Source organism: Dokdonia sp. Dokd-P16, assembly GCF_003095655.1.
In the GTDB taxonomy this organism is placed as follows: Bacteria; Bacteroidota; Bacteroidia; order Flavobacteriales; family Flavobacteriaceae; genus Dokdonia.
Genome location: NZ_CP029151.1, coordinates 2,327,697 through 2,347,698, shown reverse-complemented (window position 1 = coordinate 2,347,698; position 20,002 = coordinate 2,327,697). Strand labels below are relative to the sequence as shown.

Below are 20,002 nucleotides of genomic sequence, written 5' to 3'. Positions count from 1 at the left end.
AACTGGTTTACCAATTTACAATCTCAAATATATAGATAATTACGATACTCACAATTATTTACACAATTATTTGTTGAATTATAATTAAACAAGGAAGTAATCACTTATTTCCACACTCGAAGGTATTCCTAGCTGAATGTTAGAAAATAAGAGCAGATAAAAATAGCTACTTATAAAGAAGTTTTACTCAAATATAGGTGCAGATACAATACTACTTAGAAGTAGTATTACTAGCGCTCCAAGAATAATTATAATGATATAAAATTTACGATTGCTCATCTCAGTAATTATTGGTGTAATGCAATCAAAGGACTTGAAGATAAGGGCCCTAAATTTGTTATGGTTGAATGACCTAATCCATATTTGCGGAGAAAATCTGGCTTTTTATCAATCAAGCTAATGATATGGTTCCTATGCGTATTTGCAAATTCTTTGATGTCTGATGTTGTGTTTAGATATTCAACTACTACTGAACTATTAGTAAGTGTTCTCAAATAATAACACACCTTCGTCTGGTTACTTATCTGTTGATTAGTCATCTCGTTCATACTGTTGCTCACAACAATCTTGAGAGTACCATTTGAAAGTTTTACGATTTCATACCAGCTCTCTATTTCTTCTTCAGATATTTCAGATTTAAAATCTGATACTAATGCAAAAACTGGATTTCTTTTTTGTTTGGTAGCCGTCGGCATTATAAGAATAGGACATTCTCTTATTTCATCGATGATAAGACTGGTGTTTTTACAGTACATATTAACATCGCTATTTAATTTGTCCTTACAAGAAACTACCACAATATCAATTGCTAGCGCAGTGATGTTTTTTTTCATGCCAGAGATAAGTCCGGTGCACTCTGAGATTGCATTAAAGCCGTGATTCTTATTTTTATTATTATAAGAATACTTTTTTATCAAACGACTTAGGTGTTCTTGCGATTCTTGTTTAGGACGTTCAAACCAATCCTCATCGGCTTGTAGTAGTAAGATTGCATTGAGACCTTGGACGTTGTAATTGTAGGTATTGAGAAAATAGAATTCACACACTTCTCGTTTAAAGAACTTGACAGCATAATCTATAGCATCACAGTTATGATGATTTAAATGAATAGGTATTAATATCTTTTTCATACGTCTATTGTTAGCTACGTTTATATTTAGAGAGCGCTATGTAAATAACCTTTTTTAGTTGTTTAAATTCAATCATAAGATTGCTATACAAAACTCTTCTTCCCTCGTGTTCCTTTGCTCTTACTGTGTCATATGCTCTTGCACTGTATTCATATTCTCGTTTTAATTCCTGCTCATATTTGCACAATGATGCCATAACGAGGGTGTTTTTTCTTCTAAAACCCTGCAACATTGCAGAAAGGGTGCTATTTTTAACAAGTCGCTTTTCTATTAATTGCAGGTGATTAATTTCAAGATTAATACCTTCTATAGCATCAATCCATTGGCTCAATTCAATGAGATCTTTTTCTATAAACAACCTTCTATAAGCGTCGAGTTTATGTGATAATATGTCGTCCAAGTAGTATTATTTTTAGGCATTATGCTGGTTGAGCTACTTGAGAAATTTTTCCTTGAAGCTCTTTAAAAAAAGTGTCTTTAAGTTTGCGGTACTTATCTATGTGATATAAATACATCCTCCTACATTTTTCATGTTCTTGTATAAACGTCATATCACAATGCACATCCTCACACTCTGGAATAGTATCTCTAGAAACCTTAAATTTTTGGAGTTCTACTAAGATCACATCATTATCTACTTGCTTCATTTCAAACCGCTGAGAGGTAGATTCTTGTTCTAATCTTTTTTGAGCTGGCTGTGCATTATAAAAATGTATAAGATTACTAAGCTCTTTACGTATGTAAGTAAGATGGTTTATCCAGTTATGAAGCTCCATCGTGTTAATTTTATGGGCAACATCTACTTCACTGTCATGAGCATATATTTCTATATTTAATTCCTTCATAGTATATTTTTTAAAGAACAACTTCCATATTGTGTTCTAGTGAATCTTGTATGACCTTTGTTATGGTGAGCTCTTGCATTCCAGTAGGAAACATCCAGTTTATAATAGCACCTTCCTTATTCCCAAATATTGCCGACCCCATAGGTGTGAGCACAGATACCTTACTTAATGCCACATCCTTATCTGCAGGTGCTACTACTTGTAACGTTTTCTCCCAACCTCGATCTGAGGACACTGTTACCTTGCTATTAAAGCGTATTACGTTTAAAGGCATATCACAGTCATCTACTATATGAGCACTTTTAAGCTCATTACTTAACCGCTGTAATGACTTTTGCGTTTCAAAATCATCTACATATCCCGAGATATTGAGTACGCGTTTTAAAAACACGTACTCTCTCTTTTCTAATATTAGACCATTACATTCCATATTATAGTGATTAGGTACACTTAATATCAAGGAAAAATCCCTCGTTGTATGTAAGCCTTTTCTATTCTCTTGATGGCAATACAATAAGCTGCCGTTCTCATATCCATAGACTCACTTTGAGCATAGGCGTGAACTTTATTAAATGATTCTCTCATTTTTTTCTCTAGCTTAACCATCACCTCATCCAGTTGCCATAACTCTCCATTACGGTTTTGTAACCACTCAAAATAACTTCCTATAACTCCTCCAGAATTACATAGAATATCAGGGATAATAGTTACACCTCTATCTAAAAGTATACGCTCACCGTCACCGTTAGTAGGTCCGTTTGCACCTTCGGCAATGAGTCTTGCTTTTATAGTAGGCGCATTTTCTTTAGTAATTTGATTTCCTAAAGCTGCAGGAATACAGATATCACAATCTGTTGCATAAAAATCATCTTGTGATAACATAGTAGACTCAGGAAAGTCCACAATGCTTCCATTATTTACCTTGCTATAATTAAAGAGATCCTCTACGTTAATCCCTTCTTTATTTTCAATCGTGCCAAAAGCATCTTGAACCGCTACTAGCTTTGCGCCTTCTTGCTCTAGAAAATGTGCAGCCCAGTAACCTACGTTACCAAAACCTTGTACAATAAACTTCTTGTTGTCTAATGACTCCTCGTTGCGCTCTGCCCAGTACTTTATTGTGAGATATACACCGTAACCCGTTGCACGATCACGGCCTTCTAGACCTCCACTACCATCTGGCTTTCCCGTAACTACATGCTGGTTTGCGGTGCGCTCTGCAGGAGGGCGCGTACTCATATACGTATCTGCCATCCATGCCATGGTCTGGCTATTTGTATTTACATCTGGTGCAGGGATATCATGCTCTGGACCTATATTATCTGCAAGAGCAAACGTAAATCTGCGCGTAATACGCTCTAATTCTGTTTGCGAATATTTTGAAGGATCTAGCTGGATTCCACCTTTACCACCACCATAAGGAAGACCTGCAAGTGATGTTTTCCAGGTCATCCACATAGCAAGAGCTCTTGCTGCATCAATATCTACCGTAGGGTGATAGCGTAAACCACCTTTATAAGGTCCTAAGGCATTATTGTGCTGCACTCTATATCCTGTAAAAATCTCAACATCTCCATTATCCATTTTTACAGGAAAATGAACCACAATCTCATTGTTTGTGATACTCAAGATTTTTCTAATGCTAGGGTGAAGTTCAATATGATCTGCAGCACAATTAAACTGCTCCATCACATTATCCATCATACCTCTTACAGGTACTTTTGTACTCTTCTTATCTATAGTTGCTACTTCCATAATCAAAGCCACTAGTGGCTATTTATATATTATTTAAAAAGACGATTTGAAATACTTCTTTCCTTGTATCTCTCTGTGATATATTTACTTTTTGGTTTTTTGCTACCCGCTTTTTTTGGAGCTATAGCGCTTAACATTGAATTGAAATTCATCGTACTACTCTTTAAATTGTTTCTTAATTATTGTTGTTTCACAAAGGTTAGGAGCAATAGCCATCTCTACAGATGATATAAGTTCCTTTTACTTTGCTGTGATAATGGCAATCTATATGCCAGCACGTGTGCCAGAAAGATGCACAAATAGAAGAATGCAATGTTTACAAGGGTTTTCACGCTTTCGCGAAAGCGTAACAAGAAACTGCATCCGAGTAATAATTACCCAGCTGAGGAAAAATGAATCGGTACTTACTATTATTTTATGAAAAAAATGGATAACATGCTGATACGGTAGCATGGGTATGAATACATTTTTGAAAGAGCCTGTTAATCTTCCAACTTACTTCGCAAAGTCTTGCGATCTATACCTAGAATTTGGGCTGCTTTGGTTTTATTATTTTCCATAGCACTGAGCACTTTCCTTATATGAATTTTCTCCATTTCCTTGAGAGAAAGCAAGCCATCTTCAGGAAAATCAATAGCATATTTAAGTGCTTCTGGCAAGTGCGCTACCTCCACGACTTTATCACACATAATGACAGCTCTTTGTATGATATTTTCGAGTTCGCGTATGTTTCCAGGCCAGTCATAACGTTGTAAAATGGCTGTTGCTTCTGGTGTGATTTTTATAAAACGATCTTTGAACTCTACGCCATATTTGAAGAGAAACTTTTCAATAAGCAACGGAATATCCTCCTTGCGTTCTCGCAACGGAGCGACATCAACCTCAACCACGGTAAGACGGTAAAAAAGGTCTTCTCTAAAAGTTCCTTTTTTTATCATCTCCTTGAGATCACTATTGGTTGCTGCGATAACGCGCACGTCAATTTTCTCAGGTTTTTGAGCGCCTACTTTTACCACTTCCTTTTCTTGAAGTACGCGCAGTAATCGTGATTGTACGGCTGTAGATGCGTTACCTATCTCATCGAGGAAAATAGTCCCACCATTTGCCGCTTGAAAAAAGCCATCCCGATTTTTATCGGCGCCTGTAAAGGCTCCTTTTGAGTACCCAAACAACTCTGACTCTAATAGGTTTTCTGGTATACCGCCACAGTTTACGGCAATAAACGGTGCTCGCGAAAATTTACCTTGATAATGAATAGCTCTTGCTACAAGCTCTTTACCTGTACCACTCTCACCTTTTATAAATATGGTTGCTTTATTATCCTTTACACGCTCTATAATCTGGATAACACTATTAATCTTATCAGAGTTTCCTATAATCTCACCATAGGGTTTGTGCTGTGTCTTACTTGTAGTAGTTTGTTCTTTCCGGTTAGTAGCTACACTTCCGTCATCATTTACGAATGACTTATTAATAGCCGCTTTTAATTCGATTTTAGTAAAAGGCTTGGTCAGATAGTCTACAACTCCAGACTTTATTGCAGCGAGGGAATCTTGCACAGAAGGATAGCCAGTTACTATAAGTTTAGGTAATTGTGGATAATGCTCAGACACAAAATTAATGAGTTCTGTGCCATCTATTTCTGGCATTTTAAGATCTGTAATAAGTAAATCTATATGTGTATCGCGTAGTATTTGAACTGCCTCCTTTACAGACACTGCCTTATAGGTATGATAGTTCCATGATTGCAAGTGACGCTGCAACAGCTCTAAGATATTGATGTCATCATCTACTATTAATATGTTCTCTTTATTGAGTTGCATAGCGTCTTAAGATCTTGGTAGCGTTACGGTAAATGTAGCGCCTTTGTCTTTATTATTTCTAGCTGTAATAGTTCCTTTGTGGCTCGCAACAATACCATGTACCACACTAAGTCCTAACCCAGAACCATCACCCGTAGGTTTTGTGGTGAAAAAAGGCTGAAACACTTTATCTAGCACCTCACTAGATAACCCAACGCCTTCGTCTTTTATTCTTAATATAATAGATCGATCAGATTGTGATGCCGTGATGGTAACAAGTCCGTTTTCTGGCGAAAAATAAATAGCATTTATGATTAGATTAAAAATAATCTGTGTGATTTGAATCGTATCTGCCTTAAGCCATAGTTCGTGATCATCAATGTCTATCAGATAATTAACCTTCGCTTTTTTGAACGAAGCTTCTAGTAATGCTACGGCACTTTTAATACTAGGCACCATATTAAGCGCTTGCATTTCTTGCGGCATCTCACAGGCAAAAAACATTAACTTTTTTACGACCTCACGGGAGAAAATAGCATTCTTTATAATCTTATCTAGATCTTCTGTTGCGCTTTCATTACTCGCTATATCTTCTTTTAAAAGCTCTGCAAATCCTAAAATATTTGCTAATGGCGTGTTAAGTTCATGTGCAATCCCTGCAGTTATCTCACCTAGAATACCCAGACGATCTGCACGCTCCATCTGCCTCTTGAGCGAGGTTTCATTTTGCTGTATTTCTATACGCTCCAGTAGATTTCCTATTTTCTGAGCGACACTATCTAGTAATTGTTTTTCTTCCCTTAAAAAAGAGCTCTTACCTATCAAGTAGGCAGTAATCATCCCATTAGGCTTATTAAATACTTGGATGGGTGCTTCTAGACATATGGCTTCATTGGCACACTCTGTAATGGTGGACCATAATGAGGTCTCAATAGAAATCTCTGTATTGCTAGGATATTGAAAGCCTTTCTTTAAGCTAAATGCAATAGCATTGAGCGTTTCTTGCATTTGATCTACATCTGCATGTACGATAATAGAAGACACTTCATAAAGGCAAGTAAGCTCTTTAATCCTTTCTTTAAGTTCGTCTTCTGTAGTTGCCATACTCAATGGATTTCATTTATTTACAAGTAGCTACTATCTCTAAGAACGCAATAGCTTTTTACCTGTAGTAACAAAAGAAATTCCTTGCTGGCCGTAGGTACTTATCATAATCGCTTCGATGATAGGCTCATTTGTATGAGGCTCTATTTTCCAGTCGAAGATAAAGTTTGCACCCGTTCCTCCTTCTTTATCCACGCCATCTATAACAATCTGAACGGTCTCCATAGGCTTGATAAAAATGGTCTTATCAAAATACACACGTATTGGCTCGCCATAAGTGTTATAATACACTGCCTTGTCAACATACACCTGCGCTTCTCGATTAGGATTATGCAAACTAATAGTCGCCGTTAAGTCTGCTTGATCATTTTCTGTACGTAGGTATATTTGAGAATAAATAGAAAGAAAAGTACTTCCTGTCTCGAGCGAATCACTCAGCGTACTCTTGACTGTTCTCTTCTCCCAATTTACTGGATCTACAGAACTAAGTGGCTTTGGCTCCTCACAAGAAAGAACTAGTAGATAAACTAGAATAATAGGAAGTAAATATTTCATAATAGGCTCAAGATATATTTATGGTGTAGGTACTATAATAAATGCGTACTACAAGATATCAAATTTCTGGGTTTAAATTGGTGTGTCACTCTAAACTGATTGCTTACTTTTAAAGAGAAGGGTTTTATTCATTTATTGAGGCAGGCTTAAGAACGATTTCTAATTTTTCAAAAGATCGTTGGTCTCATAAGGCAAGTGCTACTATCATAAAATATTTTAACCTTGTAATTAAACTATTTTTGTATAATTAAAAAATGTTTGAAGGCTTACAACTATTTCAAATCAGAAATACAGTCGATAATTTCACTGGAAATATTGATCTACCTCCTATATACAAGAGTTTTTATGAAAACTTTCTGATTTCTAGGTCAACATTGAGAAAATTTGAATATCTAGACCCAAGGATGAATATAAAGACTGAGATGTTGGAACAACTTTATACTCCTGATGAGGGTAGGCTTCTCATTTACAATTTTCTTTCATTAAATGAGGGACAAAGCGTTTTAAAGATGGTTTTTGATAAGGACGATGAAATTCATAAATTAAATTATATACCCATTGCAGAGTGTGCAACTGATCAATTTATATTACTTGGTATAGGTCAACATAATAAAGACTCAATAGTATTAGAAGATAGATTTGCAAAACAAAGATTTACTCCGAAAGCTTCTAATATAATTGATTTTGTCAATGATATTAAAATGGTTCATCAAGATTTAATCAATGGAATTCCTGCTAGTAAGTTTTACAGAAATTTGACTGAAGATTTTTGGAGAGTAAAGAGCGACGACAACGAATTTTGATTGTAAAAAAATGAGATCACACAAAGAACTCTGTTTAATAGACACGCATGGTTTTATGGATGAGCAATCAATGAAAAATTAATATTTCATCCGCTGTTTTTACCTATAGAATAAGTAGATAAATGATTATTAAAAATTTTAAAAAACTACCAAGCGCAAGTGGAATTCCTTATGTTTTCAAGTCAGATTGGCTCCCATCATCAATTCCATTACCAGAGCCTACAATCCTCGACACAAAAAATAATATTTTAATAGGTTTTGCATGGGAATTTTATTGGGAGATTGATGCTATTACTGGAAAAATTACATTTTTAGATTTAACCAGTTATTTTAAGGAGCTTAATATTAGAAACGATCTAAATCATTTTGTGTTATCAAAAAATCACATCTTTTTTTCAAGTAGAAATGGCAAATTAGGAGGATTAAATAGAACAACTTTTAAAGTAGACTGGATATATAATTTTGATGAAACTGCTTTAGGAGAAACCCCTATTATTCAAAAAATTAAAGGGAATGAATTATATCTAGGAGCATTAGATTTGGGAGGTACTCTACACATTTTCGAAAAAGAAAATATACCATCATTATAACCAAGCTTTATGAAAACCAAAAACTATATATTCATCCTTCTCGCATTCGTACTATGCGCTGTGACCTTTGCCTATGCTTGTAGCTTTTCTTAACTAAAAAGGGGAAATCTTACTGTTCTCGTTACTTCCTCTCAATAAAGAGGTCTAAAACTATATTTTCACGCTTTCGCGAAAGCTTAATAACTACTTAGGAAATTAATAGCTACTCCATTCACAAGAGAGCTTACGTTATTTCCATAACGAGTTAAAGTATCTTTAGTGGATCATTGTTGTACGTTTATTATAGAATTATTGAAAACATTAGACTTTCCTTACTTAAGAGTCACAACTATTTTTTTTTAATAAGAATTATGGTAAAAAATAAGTAGTGATGCTACAGCTGATTCAAGATCGTCAACACAAATAATTTACCCGCTACAGTTATTGAAAAAAATAGTTTAGCAATAAGAGATATAAATGGTGTCGAAGTTGTTTCTGAAGGTTCAGATTTTATTATTAATGAAGTGAAGAAATTTACAGTTGACAAAACAACTTTAGAGATGAAATTATAATAACTATGAATAGGAAAGAATTAGAAATTGCAACGGAAGATGTCTTTAAAAAAATATGTAACTCATTCGGTTTTTTTAGAATCAATGGAATTGGAGGGTTTAAAAAGATAACTGACAAACATATTTTTTCTATTACTTCTGCTCAGTTAAGAACTCAAGGTATTTATGACAATCAATTTGAATATTCAATTGGAGGGAATTGTACTATTCTTGAAATAGAAAATGTTTGGCAAGACTTATATTATTTAACCCGACCTGAATCAGAGTTTACCAATCAACTAAAAGAGGTAGTTCCTTTTACTTATAATGTAGATTACAAAAAAGAGGAACTAAAAGAAATGTTTCCTAATAATGTGAGAGATACAGGATGGTTGTATTTTAAAATTACTAAAGAAGGAATTGCCAACTTTGAAAAAGTTATTACACATATAATTCAAGAATTACTTATCCCACAGCTATCATATCCAATTTCAATTGCTGAACTTGATAAAAATGTTAATTCGCAAATAGAATTAAAAAAATTAGACAGTTATTTAATAAGTAAAAATGGATTTATTTATCGCAGAATAATATTGGCAAAGTTAAATAACAATCCTTTATTTGAGCAAATCTGCAATTTTCAGCGCCTTGGCTTTAAACAGTATGAGGAAATATCAAATCAAAAAGGTTATGAACACTTTAAGAACATACCTAATATTTTTGAAAAAGTTTATGAACGTTTAAACAACAATACTATTGCCAATAGTTAGGATTATATTTTAGTAAGAGCAACTCCAATGACACAAATAGACAACAATCAATTACTAAAAAAACTTAGACCTAGCATTTCATATGTTGACGGGAGTCCTAATTATGATTTGATTTCAGAGACATTTTTTAGCCAAAAAATAGTCGTAAAGTTCCATTTTCAACAAACTTATCTTTCAGAACATAGATTAGATAATGCTGCTTTTGAAGGTTGTGTTTTCACTAAGTGTGATTTGAGTAAGTTACAAGCAAAGAACACTACATTTCAAAATTGTGTTTTTATAGAATGTAATATCGTAGATAGTTCATTTATTGATGGGATATTTATCAATACGCACTTTGAGAATTGTGATTTGAGTCGTTCTTCTTTTAAAAATTTAACTTTTAAGTTCTCTTCAATTGAACATTCAAAAACTAGTGATTTCTCAATAAAAGAGTGTGAAGTTAATTTTGCAATGCTTCAAAATGAATTAACTAATCAGATATCCAACTTAGATGCTACGAATATTATATTTAGTGATTTAAAGAAATTTAATAATGCTCTAGATCCTTCAGATTCCTATTGGATCAAAGAAAGAAAGGAGATTTTTATGGCTGCGTTTAATTACTTTGAATTAATCAATCCTAAATACAATCTTACTAAAGAATTTCAAGATAATGACTATGGTATTTGTAAGCTAAAAAACAAATATTTGGAATTCCAGTTTCATCAAGACCGCTATACAGAATCTATTAATAGATCAATAATCAATCTAGAAACCGGTATGATTTATAACTACGGATACCTCATATTTAGTAAAAACATAAGCGAAAAAGAAAATATTGCCCCTTCGGATTTTTTGAATCGTGAATTGGCTATAACCATTAGTATAAAAAATATAGTGTACCTAGCGGACAAATACCTCGCAGAGATATTTAATGGTGATTTTACGAAGGTTTAAATAATTAGATATGAAACTGTCGTATTTCATCTCGAGTAAATATTTTGCCTGAAGAAATTAATAATATGATAACCAAAAACCAGATAGTCACCCTTCTTAACGAATCTTTGTATCCGACGAATTAATTATTTTGTTAAGTCTTATAGTTATGTACATGGGATCTCTATACTTGATGTAATATCACTTAAATAAAAATATGAATAGAGTTGAATTTTCAAAATACGTCCAGTATCACTTCAATTGGTTAATAGAATTGGGTTATAAATATAGGCGTTTAGGTAAAAATATTTCTTTTGAAAAAAGTATTAATGATGAAACTTTTTCAATTAAGTTCTTTTGGGCTGAATTTCACGTTATTAAAATCGAAGGAATCTTAGCTTTAAAAGGTTTCGATAATATAGAAAAAGTTATAACAGATAGAACTGGTGAATCCCATTATACCATTCATAAACTTTTTAAAGGTGAAATATCTAAAGATTTTGATTCAATTGCAAATGGAGTTGTTCTATCCAACGGATTTTATATTAAGAGCGAAAAGCAAGTGAAACTATTTTCAGAGGTTGTACAGTTTTTTTACAATAATGATGTGATAGACTTTTTTGAAAAATTTAAATCAATGGAAAATGTAAGTTATTGGTTAAAAGAAAATGAAATTCAAAATCATTCTAATCTTTTGGTTCTTACTAATAACTCGATGGCGCTAAGAAAATTGATAATTTTTAAGAAGACTAAGTCTTCTGAGTATAAAAATTTATATGAAGAATATAAAACTTTTCTAATTGAAAAGAATAATGAAAATAAAAGACCTTACACCGATATGTTTACTACTTTTTTAAAGTTTGAAGATTATTTTAATTCTAGTTCTAACATATAAATTTCACATTAGTACAACTAGGTTTTATAAAAATCCTACTGCTCTCATTACTTTCACTCAATTAAGAGGTTTAAATTCACGCTTTCGCGAAAGCGTAACAACTACTCACTAAGGTCATAAGCATTTACAGCATCAGATATTTCATAACCTAATCGTAATCCTTCTGTACAATCCATTCTTACATGTACTCCTAGTGGAAGTCTAGAAAAAGCACTTTCTTGAGCCATTTCTGAAAGCGAATTATACTGTCTAGGCGCTCCTCTAAACTCGGTCCTACCTTCGTGGGTTTTGTCTGTAAAGTCAATAGTGTTTCCAAACTCATTGATAAAGACCCCAGCTGCCGCCGAAGAAAATGCAGAATGCCCTGATGGATACCCTGGGAATGACGGGTTAGGCCAATTAATAAACCTATATAAATTGGTTTGATAAGTTGGATCTATATGCGCTTGGATATAAACACTAGGTCGCATGACCATATACTCATACTTATCTGCCCAAGTGGAAACAGCAGCATCGTTTAAAGAAAAACCTAACTTTAAAAGCATCATAAGTGATTGCTCGTGACTCACATCTAGTTGATCTATTAATTGATTTGCAATAGAAATTTGACGACCAGGAGGACTCATCATAAGACCTTCTACATCGTCAGACCAGAACTCTGCTACCCACAAATCATCATTATCTTCTTCTCTAGCTGCGTTGTTGATGGTATACACTTCCATCATTTCATTATAAAAGTCACTTTCTACGCTTGTACTATAATTGATTGTAGGCGGCACACTTGATGTCTCTTCTGATGATATTACAAATGTTCTTGCACTAGCCCAATATGGAAACCAAGCTCTCTCTTCATCTGCACTGTACGTCCAGTAGCCTTCACCTGCCGGAGGTTCATAAGCATACGGCTGAGGGTCTGATATCTGAGATTCTGCTGCGGTATCGGTTTGGCTATATGCAATTACTTGCTCTGCAATGTAGGTTCCCCAGTCTATAGAATTTGTAATTACTTCTACACTTAAACCTTCTTGAAGTCTAGTTTCTTGAGCATTTTTATGTTGGCCAATTTTCACATCTATATCAGATTCCACATTATACATGAAGTGATCAAAAACTGTTGCATAACAAGCATTTAAAGCTACATTGATGTCTAGATTATTTGGACGCTCGCTTAGATTGATAGCTAATCCATCAAGATTATTTACGTTAGACTGGTTTCCATCTACATCTGCAACTGCTACCTCATATGCTGCTAAGTGTATATAAGCCAAAGATCTTGCTGTGGCAACAGGTCTCATACCATAGGCATATTGATCTATTTCTAACCAAAGCGTATTCCAGTCGGTAATGAGCTGTGTGGTTGGGTCTGTAACTATTATTGAAGTATCAATAATATCAGATACTACTACATTTTGATTGAGACTCACATCATCTACATCATCTTGACAAGATTGAAGTAAGAAGACAACAAGGAGTCCTAGTAGTAAAGAATTAATTTGTGGGATTCTCATAATGAATTACTTAAGTGGTGCAGTGCATAGCTAATAACGAACAACTTAGCTGCAAAATACTATTAATAGGCTAGAAATAAATTTTTGTTTCTTCAAATGATAGTCGGATTTCATTTATCAATATTAAATATTCTAAGCACAATAAAAAAAGCCTTAAAAATCTAAATGTCAACAAATTATCCCAGCAAGTAAATATACAAGTACTAAAATTTAAATCTAACCAAAACGTCGACGAAATACACTTATCATCTACAAAATACACAATTTAACATTTTTATTAACATTTATCCTTGGTTTTTTTCTAGTTTAGCAGCTTCTAAAAATAAACCCCTAACGAATTAAGGCATCCCAAATTCCTTAATTGACTTAAACCTACTATTGTTATGAAGCAAACCTACTTAAAGGTTGTTATCCTCATTTTTGTATTTGTATTTGGTGTTATTACTACCTCGCGTGGGCAAGTAAACCTATCACAAGCTGCAAATCACAACCACACTTCTTTCAATTCTGATGGTATCGTGAAGCGTGTTATCATAAAAACAAAAAATCCAGAGACGTTAAAACTATTGTATACGAAAGGTTTTGACTTTACTTGTGGTAGTAAAGGTGTTACTACAGGAATACAGTTAGATTTAAATGACAATGAAATTCATATTCTAAATGAATTGAATATTCCTTATCATATTACAATTGATAATTTAACAGAGTACATAAGCGAACGAAATGATCGCAACCTACCTCAAGCTAAAACAGAATTACAAAGACTTAAGAGTATAAGTTTAGGAAAGTCCCCTAGCCCAATTACAGATTTAGATCAGAATACGAGATCCTTTAGTCAAAGCTCAGAAAGTGTTCCTAGCGCCATTCAATATGATGACTGTAGCGAAGTTGACTGGACCCCACAAAACTTTACGCTAGGTTCTATGGGAGGGGCTTACAACTACCAAGAGATTTTAGATCAATTGGCTTTAATGCAGCAAATGTATCCTGATATTATTTCAGTGGTTAAAGATGCTTCTCCAACTAACCAAAAGACACATGGATATACCGGAACAAACCCAGATATAGCTCCACAAACTATGTGGTATGTAAAAATATCTGATAATCCTGACACAGATGAAGCTGGTGAACCTCAATCATTAATTACGGGAGCAGCTCACGCAAGAGAAGTAAGTAGTGTGATGAACATCATCTACTACATGTGGTATATTTTAGAAAACTATAATGTCGACCCGCTTATCACGAATATGATTAATAATCAGGAGCTTTATTTTATACCTGTTATAAATCCTGACGGTTATATCTATAATGGTATTCAAGCTCCTAACGGTGGAGGAAACCAAAGAAAGAATCTTAGACCAGGTACTGGTAATGGACTATACACTCAAGGGGTTGACCTTAACAGAAATTCTCCATACTATTGGGGTATAGATAATGCGGGATCGTCCCCTACGACAACATCTAACACATATAGAGGACCAACTCCAGGCTCTGAACCAGAGACACAAATTATAGCAGATTTTGTACAGTCTAAGGATTTAAAAGTAGCTATTAATCACCACTCTGGACTAAATTCAATTGTAACTTCGTCATATAATGGTAGTACATCTGCAGCACCATCAGGTCGTGAGGATGAGTTCCAAGAACTTATGCAAAATGTGACACATTATAATCGCTACATTCATGGCTCTGCTCCTAATACCCTATACGAAGCAAATGGAGATTTTAATGACTGGATGCTTGGTGGTCCTCCGGTCTCTACTAATCCAGATCAAAATGGCAATGGAACTCCAGATGGAATTATATATACCAATTCAGGCTCTGGAAAGAACATTATTGCATTTACACCAGAAAACGGGGATGAGTTTTCTCCAGACCCTACACATATTGTACCTGTAGCAAAAAGAGCTTTGCGCATGAATTTAATTACAAGTTTATCGGCTGGTAGTTATGCTCAGTTACACGACCTTACTAATACAGACATAAATAGCTCTAATTCTACATTAGACTTTGCCGTTGAATATATAGGACAGACACTTGATAATCTTACGCTCACAGTTACGCCAATTAGCTCAAATATTAGTAGCATAACTCCTTTACCGCTTAATGCATTGAGCAACATGAGTAAGCTAGAACAAAGAGAAGTAAGCTTACCTATTACGCTAAATAATGGTATTCAACCTAACGAACTGATTGAATATGAAGTTACACTAAGTAATAGTAATTATGACATATACAAAGCCGTGTTTCGTAAATATTACAGCCCAAATATTCTTATTGACGCAGACGGTATCTCGAACTGGACTGGTAACTGGGTAAATTATACTAATGGATATAATGGTAGTACTAATGCTATTTCTATAGTACCTAGCGGATCTTATGGTAATAACCAAGTTCGTACAACCACCCTAAACACGGCACAAAATTTTGATAACTCAGAAGGCTACATAATACAATTTAATGCTTTTTGGGATATAGAACGCAACTTTGATTTAGTACAACTAGAAGCATCTACAGACGGAACTAACTGGATAGCATTATGTGGTAAGTACAATAAGCCTGCTGCACCTACATCTGTAAATAATCATTTCAACAATACTAAAGGAGGACCAGGAAATCCTAGTAATCATCAAGAATCAAATGGAACTTACGTGTATGATGGTGATCAGATTGTTAATGGTGTAAACAAGTGGATACGAGAAGAAATATTTATTGATTTTGAAAATAACACGACATTATTAGGTCAGACGGGAGTGCAACTCCGCTTTAGATTTGATAGTGATGTGAGTAATATACGTGATGGATATAACACAGATTTCGTAGGTTTCATTTTTGATGATTTCAAAATTTTATCTTTAGACGCATATGCTCCTGAGCTATGTAGGAATACCGCTATCTCAAGTTTCCCTTACAACGAAAGTTTTGAATCTGGACTAGGCGTATGGTCGCAAGATCAAGGTGATGATGGTGAGTGGTCTAGAAATTCTGGTGGTACTCCTTCTGGAACTACGGGTCCAAACGGAGCGAATAATGGAACTTTTTATCTATACACTGAAGCTACTGAAGATCCTGATGCTGCTGGAGAAAACCTAGGTAATAGCGCAACCGCAATACTTACAAGTCCTTGCTTTGACTTATTTAATGCTTCTAGCGCTACTTTTAATTTTGATTATCACATGTTTGGTGATACGATGGGAAATTTAATTGTGGAAGTGCTCGATGATGAAAACTTCACATGGAATCCTTTATTTACTCAAAACGGAAGTACTGGAAGTGCACAAAACCAATGGAGTTCAGAGAGTGCAGATTTGACAGCTTACTTAAATAAAACTATTAAAATAAGATTTGTAGGAACTACTGGTAACGGCTTTAGTAGTGATATGGCTATTGATAATATAGAACTGCTAGCAACGATAGAGGATCCGGACTCGGTACCTCCTACAGCTATGTGTCAAAACATCACAGCATCTTTAGGGGCAGATGGCACTGTTACTATACTCGCATCTCAAATAGATAATGGATCCACAGATGATGGTACTATTGCTAGTTTGACTTTAGATATTGATACGTTTGATTGTTCAAATGTTGGGGTAAATACAGTTACACTTACTGTGACAGATACTGGAAATAATACAGATACTTGTACGGCAACCGTAACTATTGAACCATATACAACCGCTCCAGATGATTTGGCTATTTCAAATATAGAAATCACTACTGCAAGCGTAAGTTGGAATGCCGCAGCAAGTGGAGATTATAGTTTACGCTTTCGCGAAAGCGGAACTACAGCCTATACGACGCAAGCTGTTTCTACAAACACATTTGAACTAGCAAATCTAGAACCTGAAACTACTTATGAAATCCAAGTTAGCGCAGTATGTTCTGGCGCAGCAAATTCACCATATAGTAGCGTTGTAGAATTTACTACAAAACCATTGTGCGATGCAATTACAACAGTCCCTTACACCGAAAATTTTACAGCAGACTTTGGGATTTTTGAACAAATAGATGGTGATGATGGTGATTGGTTGAGAAATAATGATGTAACTCCAACAGGAGATACTGGACCAGGAACAGGAGCAGGTAATTTACTAATAGATGGTGATGATTATCTGTATGTAGAGGCATCTGCACCCGCTACAACAGTTGGAGGTATTAATCAAGGTAATACTGCCATATTACAATCACAGTGTTTAGACCTCACAGATTATACTATCGCAAGTTTAGTTTTTAACTATCATATGAGAACAGCAGGTACTTTCTCTCAAAGACCAATATTGGACATTTTTGTAAGTGAAGATGGAGGAGAAACCTTTAGTGCGGCAGTTACTCAATTAGAAGGTGTTGATGGAACAGGCTGGAGAGAAGAGACTATTGACTTATCATCATTTTCAGGAAAAAATATCAAACTTAGGTTTGTAGGTACTACAGGAGTAGGAAGTTTTCAAGGAGATATAGCTATAGATAATTTACGCTTTACCGCTTCAAACACAACCTACATCTACGACACAGGAGCGTGGACACCACAAGATCCAAGTGGTATTGCTACAAGTAATGACAATATCGAAGTACGTTCTGGAGCTCCTACCCTATCGGCAAATACAGTAGTAAATAATGTAACAATACTTGCTGGCGCAACATTAAATCTAGCAGCTACTACGCTGGATATAAACGGTGACCTCACTAATTCTGGTGACATCTCTGGAGCAAGTGGGATGCTATTAATGTCAGGAAGTTCTCCTCAGGAAATTTCTGGTAATGCAATTGAAATTGCAAACTTAGTAATTGATAATAGTGACACCACTCAAGGTGTTACCTTAAGCACGGCAGTTTCTGTAAATAAATTGTTAACGCTAACTGATGGTACGCTTAATACAGGAAATACACTTACATTATTGAGTAATGCTACAAGAACCGCAATGATTGATATAATTACGGGTGGGACTATCTCTGGTAATGTAACGACTGAACGATACATTCCTGCAAGAAGGGCTTTTAGATTACTTTCTAGTCCTGTAACCACAACTACAAGTATCAATACAAACTGGCAAGAAGGGGTCAATAACACAGGCACCTCTTTCCCTACCGACAATGTGAATCCTAACCCAGGTTATGGTACTCATATCTCAGGTTCCTTAACGGGTGAAAATGGTTTTGATGCTACTGCTTCTGGAAATGGTTCTATCTTTAAATTAGATAACGCCTCACAGTCATGGGAAAATGTTACAAACACAGATGTAACTACCTTGAGTGCTGGTGAACCTTTTAGACTTCTAGTAAGAGGTGATCGTAGTGTCAATGTCACAAGTAATGCGGCCACTCCTACTGCTACCACATTAAGAGCGACAGGAACTGTCGCTACGTCTCCGGTAAGTGTTACTGGCAGTACACTTAACCACAATGCGGGAGCTTTTAACTTTATAGGAAATCCATATCAGGCTTCTTTAAACATAAACACCGTACTTTCAGCTTCTACAAATGTGAGAACTGGAGAGATTTGGGTATGGGATGCTACTCTAGGTTCGAGAGGACAATATGTAACTGTTCTTCTAGACGGAAGTGGTTCTAGTAATGGAGCAAATTCTAAAGACTACCATTTCATACAACCTGGTCAAGCTATTTTTACAGCAACAGATGCTACTGTTACAGATAGTAGTACTGAGATTGTCTTTAACGAGACAGATAAAGTTCCTGGTAATGAAGTACCGCTCTATAGTAATTCATCAAACGCTATTGCCACATCACCACACCTTATAGGTAGATTGTATAGAAGTGAACACTATGGTGAAGAAATAGGCTTACAAGATAACTTTGTCATCCTTTATGGTGATAGCTACAGTAACGACGTAACATCAGAAGATGTTTCAAAGTTCTTTAATATTGATGAGAACATGGGTGTTTTAAAAGATGGCGGACTCCTAAGCATTGATAAAGTAGCTATGCCTACAGAAGATGATCAGATACAACTTTACAATGCACTGTATCGCACTAGTAATTACACATTAGATCTTGACGTCTATGGATTAAATGAGGTAGAAACATATCTTAAGGACAACCACACAGGTGAGACTACTTTACTAGAAGAAGGATTAAACACTATCGCTTTTACTGTTGATAACAACATTGAGACAAGTGTAGATACAAATCGTTTTGAAATTGTCTACCAGCGCGAAGTATTATCAACTACAAATGAAGAAGTGATTGATTTTACTATGTATCCTAATCCTATCACAAATGGAAGATTAACCATTACATCTACAGCATTTTCAGGAAGTGATGTAGATGTGGTAATCACAAATTTACTAGGACAAACAGTAATGAGTAAGCCAGCTTTATTCAACGGTAATAAGGCGGTAATTCATGATCTTAACCAACTAAGTAGTGGCATGTATATACTATCTATTAATGGTGAAAATATCAAGGTATCTCATAAAATTGTTATCCAATAAACTAATAAAATTCATATGACTACATATAAAAAATACATATTGACAACACTCCTTCTCTTATTTATGAGCGCAGGAGTCCAAGCCCAGATCAGCTTTGCAAATGATGTAAACGACGAAGCTCCCGCTGCACCTATAGATGGATTTATAGTAATAGGCCTCGCTGCAGGGGCATATCTAGGTTTAAAAAAACGAGCGCAGTCAGAAAAATAATTATTTAGTGTTAATTCAAGGCTTAAAGAGCATCCTAATTTTGGATGCTCTTTTTGTTTTTAGTGGTTACGCTTTCGCGAAAATTTAAAGCACAATGAGAAGTAAAAACACCTAAATAAATGACTTCACTCCACAAAT

At 34.9% G+C, this 20,002-nt stretch carries 16 protein-coding genes; 7 read left to right on the top strand and 9 right to left on the bottom strand.

Features of this window, described 5'->3' with window-relative positions; genetic code table 11:
• Positions 1-287: 287 nt before the first annotated feature.
• The 8 genes from DCS32_RS10555 to DCS32_RS10520 all read right to left on the bottom strand — a co-directional run bounded on the left by DCS32_RS10555 (position 288) and on the right by DCS32_RS10520 (position 7,191).
• Positions 288-1,130 carry a hypothetical protein gene (locus DCS32_RS10555; protein WP_108878225.1) on the bottom strand — a complete coding sequence of 281 codons (843 nt, stop codon included), beginning with the start codon at positions 1,128-1,130 and terminating at the stop codon, positions 288-290.
• A 10-nt stretch (positions 1,131-1,140) separates the two neighbouring features.
• Positions 1,141-1,530, bottom strand: coding sequence for a hypothetical protein (locus tag DCS32_RS10550; RefSeq protein WP_108878224.1), 390 nt, complete (start codon positions 1,528-1,530; stop codon positions 1,141-1,143).
• 19 nt (positions 1,531-1,549) lie between these two features.
• Positions 1,550-1,975 carry a hypothetical protein gene (locus DCS32_RS10545; protein WP_108878223.1) on the bottom strand — a complete coding sequence of 142 codons (426 nt, stop codon included), beginning with the start codon at positions 1,973-1,975 and terminating at the stop codon, positions 1,550-1,552.
• A 10-nt stretch (positions 1,976-1,985) separates the two neighbouring features.
• Entirely contained in the window at positions 1,986-2,405 is a 420-nt protein-coding gene (locus DCS32_RS10540; protein WP_108878222.1) for a GreA/GreB family elongation factor, read from the bottom strand.
• A gap of 26 nt (positions 2,406-2,431) precedes the next feature.
• The gene (locus tag DCS32_RS10535; protein WP_108878221.1) at positions 2,432-3,730 is read right to left on the bottom strand and encodes a Glu/Leu/Phe/Val family dehydrogenase; all 1,299 of its coding nucleotides are present in this window, start codon (positions 3,728-3,730) and stop codon (positions 2,432-2,434) included.
• Positions 3,731-4,212: 482 nt separating this feature from the next.
• Positions 4,213-5,553, bottom strand: a complete 1,341-nt coding sequence (locus DCS32_RS10530) for a sigma-54-dependent transcriptional regulator (RefSeq protein WP_108878220.1) — start codon at positions 5,551-5,553, stop codon at positions 4,213-4,215.
• Positions 5,554-5,559: 6 nt separating this feature from the next.
• A complete protein-coding gene (locus DCS32_RS10525) occupies positions 5,560-6,636 on the bottom strand; it encodes a sensor histidine kinase (RefSeq protein ID WP_108878219.1) in 1,077 nt (358 codons plus the stop codon).
• A 39-nt stretch (positions 6,637-6,675) separates the two neighbouring features.
• A complete protein-coding gene (locus DCS32_RS10520) occupies positions 6,676-7,191 on the bottom strand; it encodes a DUF3124 domain-containing protein (protein ID WP_108878218.1) in 516 nt (171 codons plus the stop codon).
• Between the two features lie 254 nt (positions 7,192-7,445).
• Here DCS32_RS10520 and DCS32_RS10515 point away from each other — a divergent pair, with 254 nt between their 5' ends.
• The 5 genes from DCS32_RS10515 to DCS32_RS10495 all read left to right on the top strand — a co-directional run bounded on the left by DCS32_RS10515 (position 7,446) and on the right by DCS32_RS10495 (position 11,697).
• A complete protein-coding gene (locus tag DCS32_RS10515) occupies positions 7,446-7,994 on the top strand; it encodes a hypothetical protein (RefSeq protein ID WP_108878217.1) in 549 nt (182 codons plus the stop codon).
• Between the two features lie 122 nt (positions 7,995-8,116).
• Positions 8,117-8,584: a hypothetical protein gene (locus DCS32_RS10510; protein ID WP_108878216.1), complete on the top strand. Its 468-nt coding sequence runs from the start codon at positions 8,117-8,119 to the stop codon at positions 8,582-8,584.
• A gap of 556 nt (positions 8,585-9,140) precedes the next feature.
• Positions 9,141-9,884, top strand: coding sequence for a hypothetical protein (locus DCS32_RS10505; protein ID WP_108878215.1), 744 nt, complete (start codon positions 9,141-9,143; stop codon positions 9,882-9,884).
• Between the two features lie 27 nt (positions 9,885-9,911).
• Positions 9,912-10,823 (top strand): pentapeptide repeat-containing protein, encoded by a 912-nt coding sequence (locus DCS32_RS10500; RefSeq protein WP_108878214.1) that lies wholly within the window; start codon positions 9,912-9,914, stop codon positions 10,821-10,823.
• A gap of 196 nt (positions 10,824-11,019) precedes the next feature.
• Positions 11,020-11,697: a hypothetical protein gene (locus DCS32_RS10495; RefSeq protein WP_108878213.1), complete on the top strand. Its 678-nt coding sequence runs from the start codon at positions 11,020-11,022 to the stop codon at positions 11,695-11,697.
• A 101-nt stretch (positions 11,698-11,798) separates the two neighbouring features.
• On the opposite strand, the gene DCS32_RS10490 is transcribed toward DCS32_RS10495, so the two are convergent.
• Positions 11,799-13,205, bottom strand: coding sequence for a vanadium-dependent haloperoxidase (locus tag DCS32_RS10490; RefSeq protein ID WP_108878212.1), 1,407 nt, complete (start codon positions 13,203-13,205; stop codon positions 11,799-11,801).
• 383 nt (positions 13,206-13,588) lie between these two features.
• On the opposite strand from DCS32_RS10490, the gene DCS32_RS10485 reads away from it, so the two are divergent.
• The gene (locus DCS32_RS10485) at positions 13,589-19,654 is read left to right on the top strand and encodes a M14 family zinc carboxypeptidase (RefSeq protein WP_108878211.1); all 6,066 of its coding nucleotides are present in this window, start codon (positions 13,589-13,591) and stop codon (positions 19,652-19,654) included.
• Between the two features lie 39 nt (positions 19,655-19,693).
• On the top strand, positions 19,694-19,864 hold the full coding sequence (locus DCS32_RS10480) for a PID-CTERM protein-sorting domain-containing protein (RefSeq protein ID WP_239057518.1): 171 nt from the start codon (positions 19,694-19,696) through the stop codon (positions 19,862-19,864).
• Positions 19,865-20,002 lie beyond the last annotated feature (138 nt).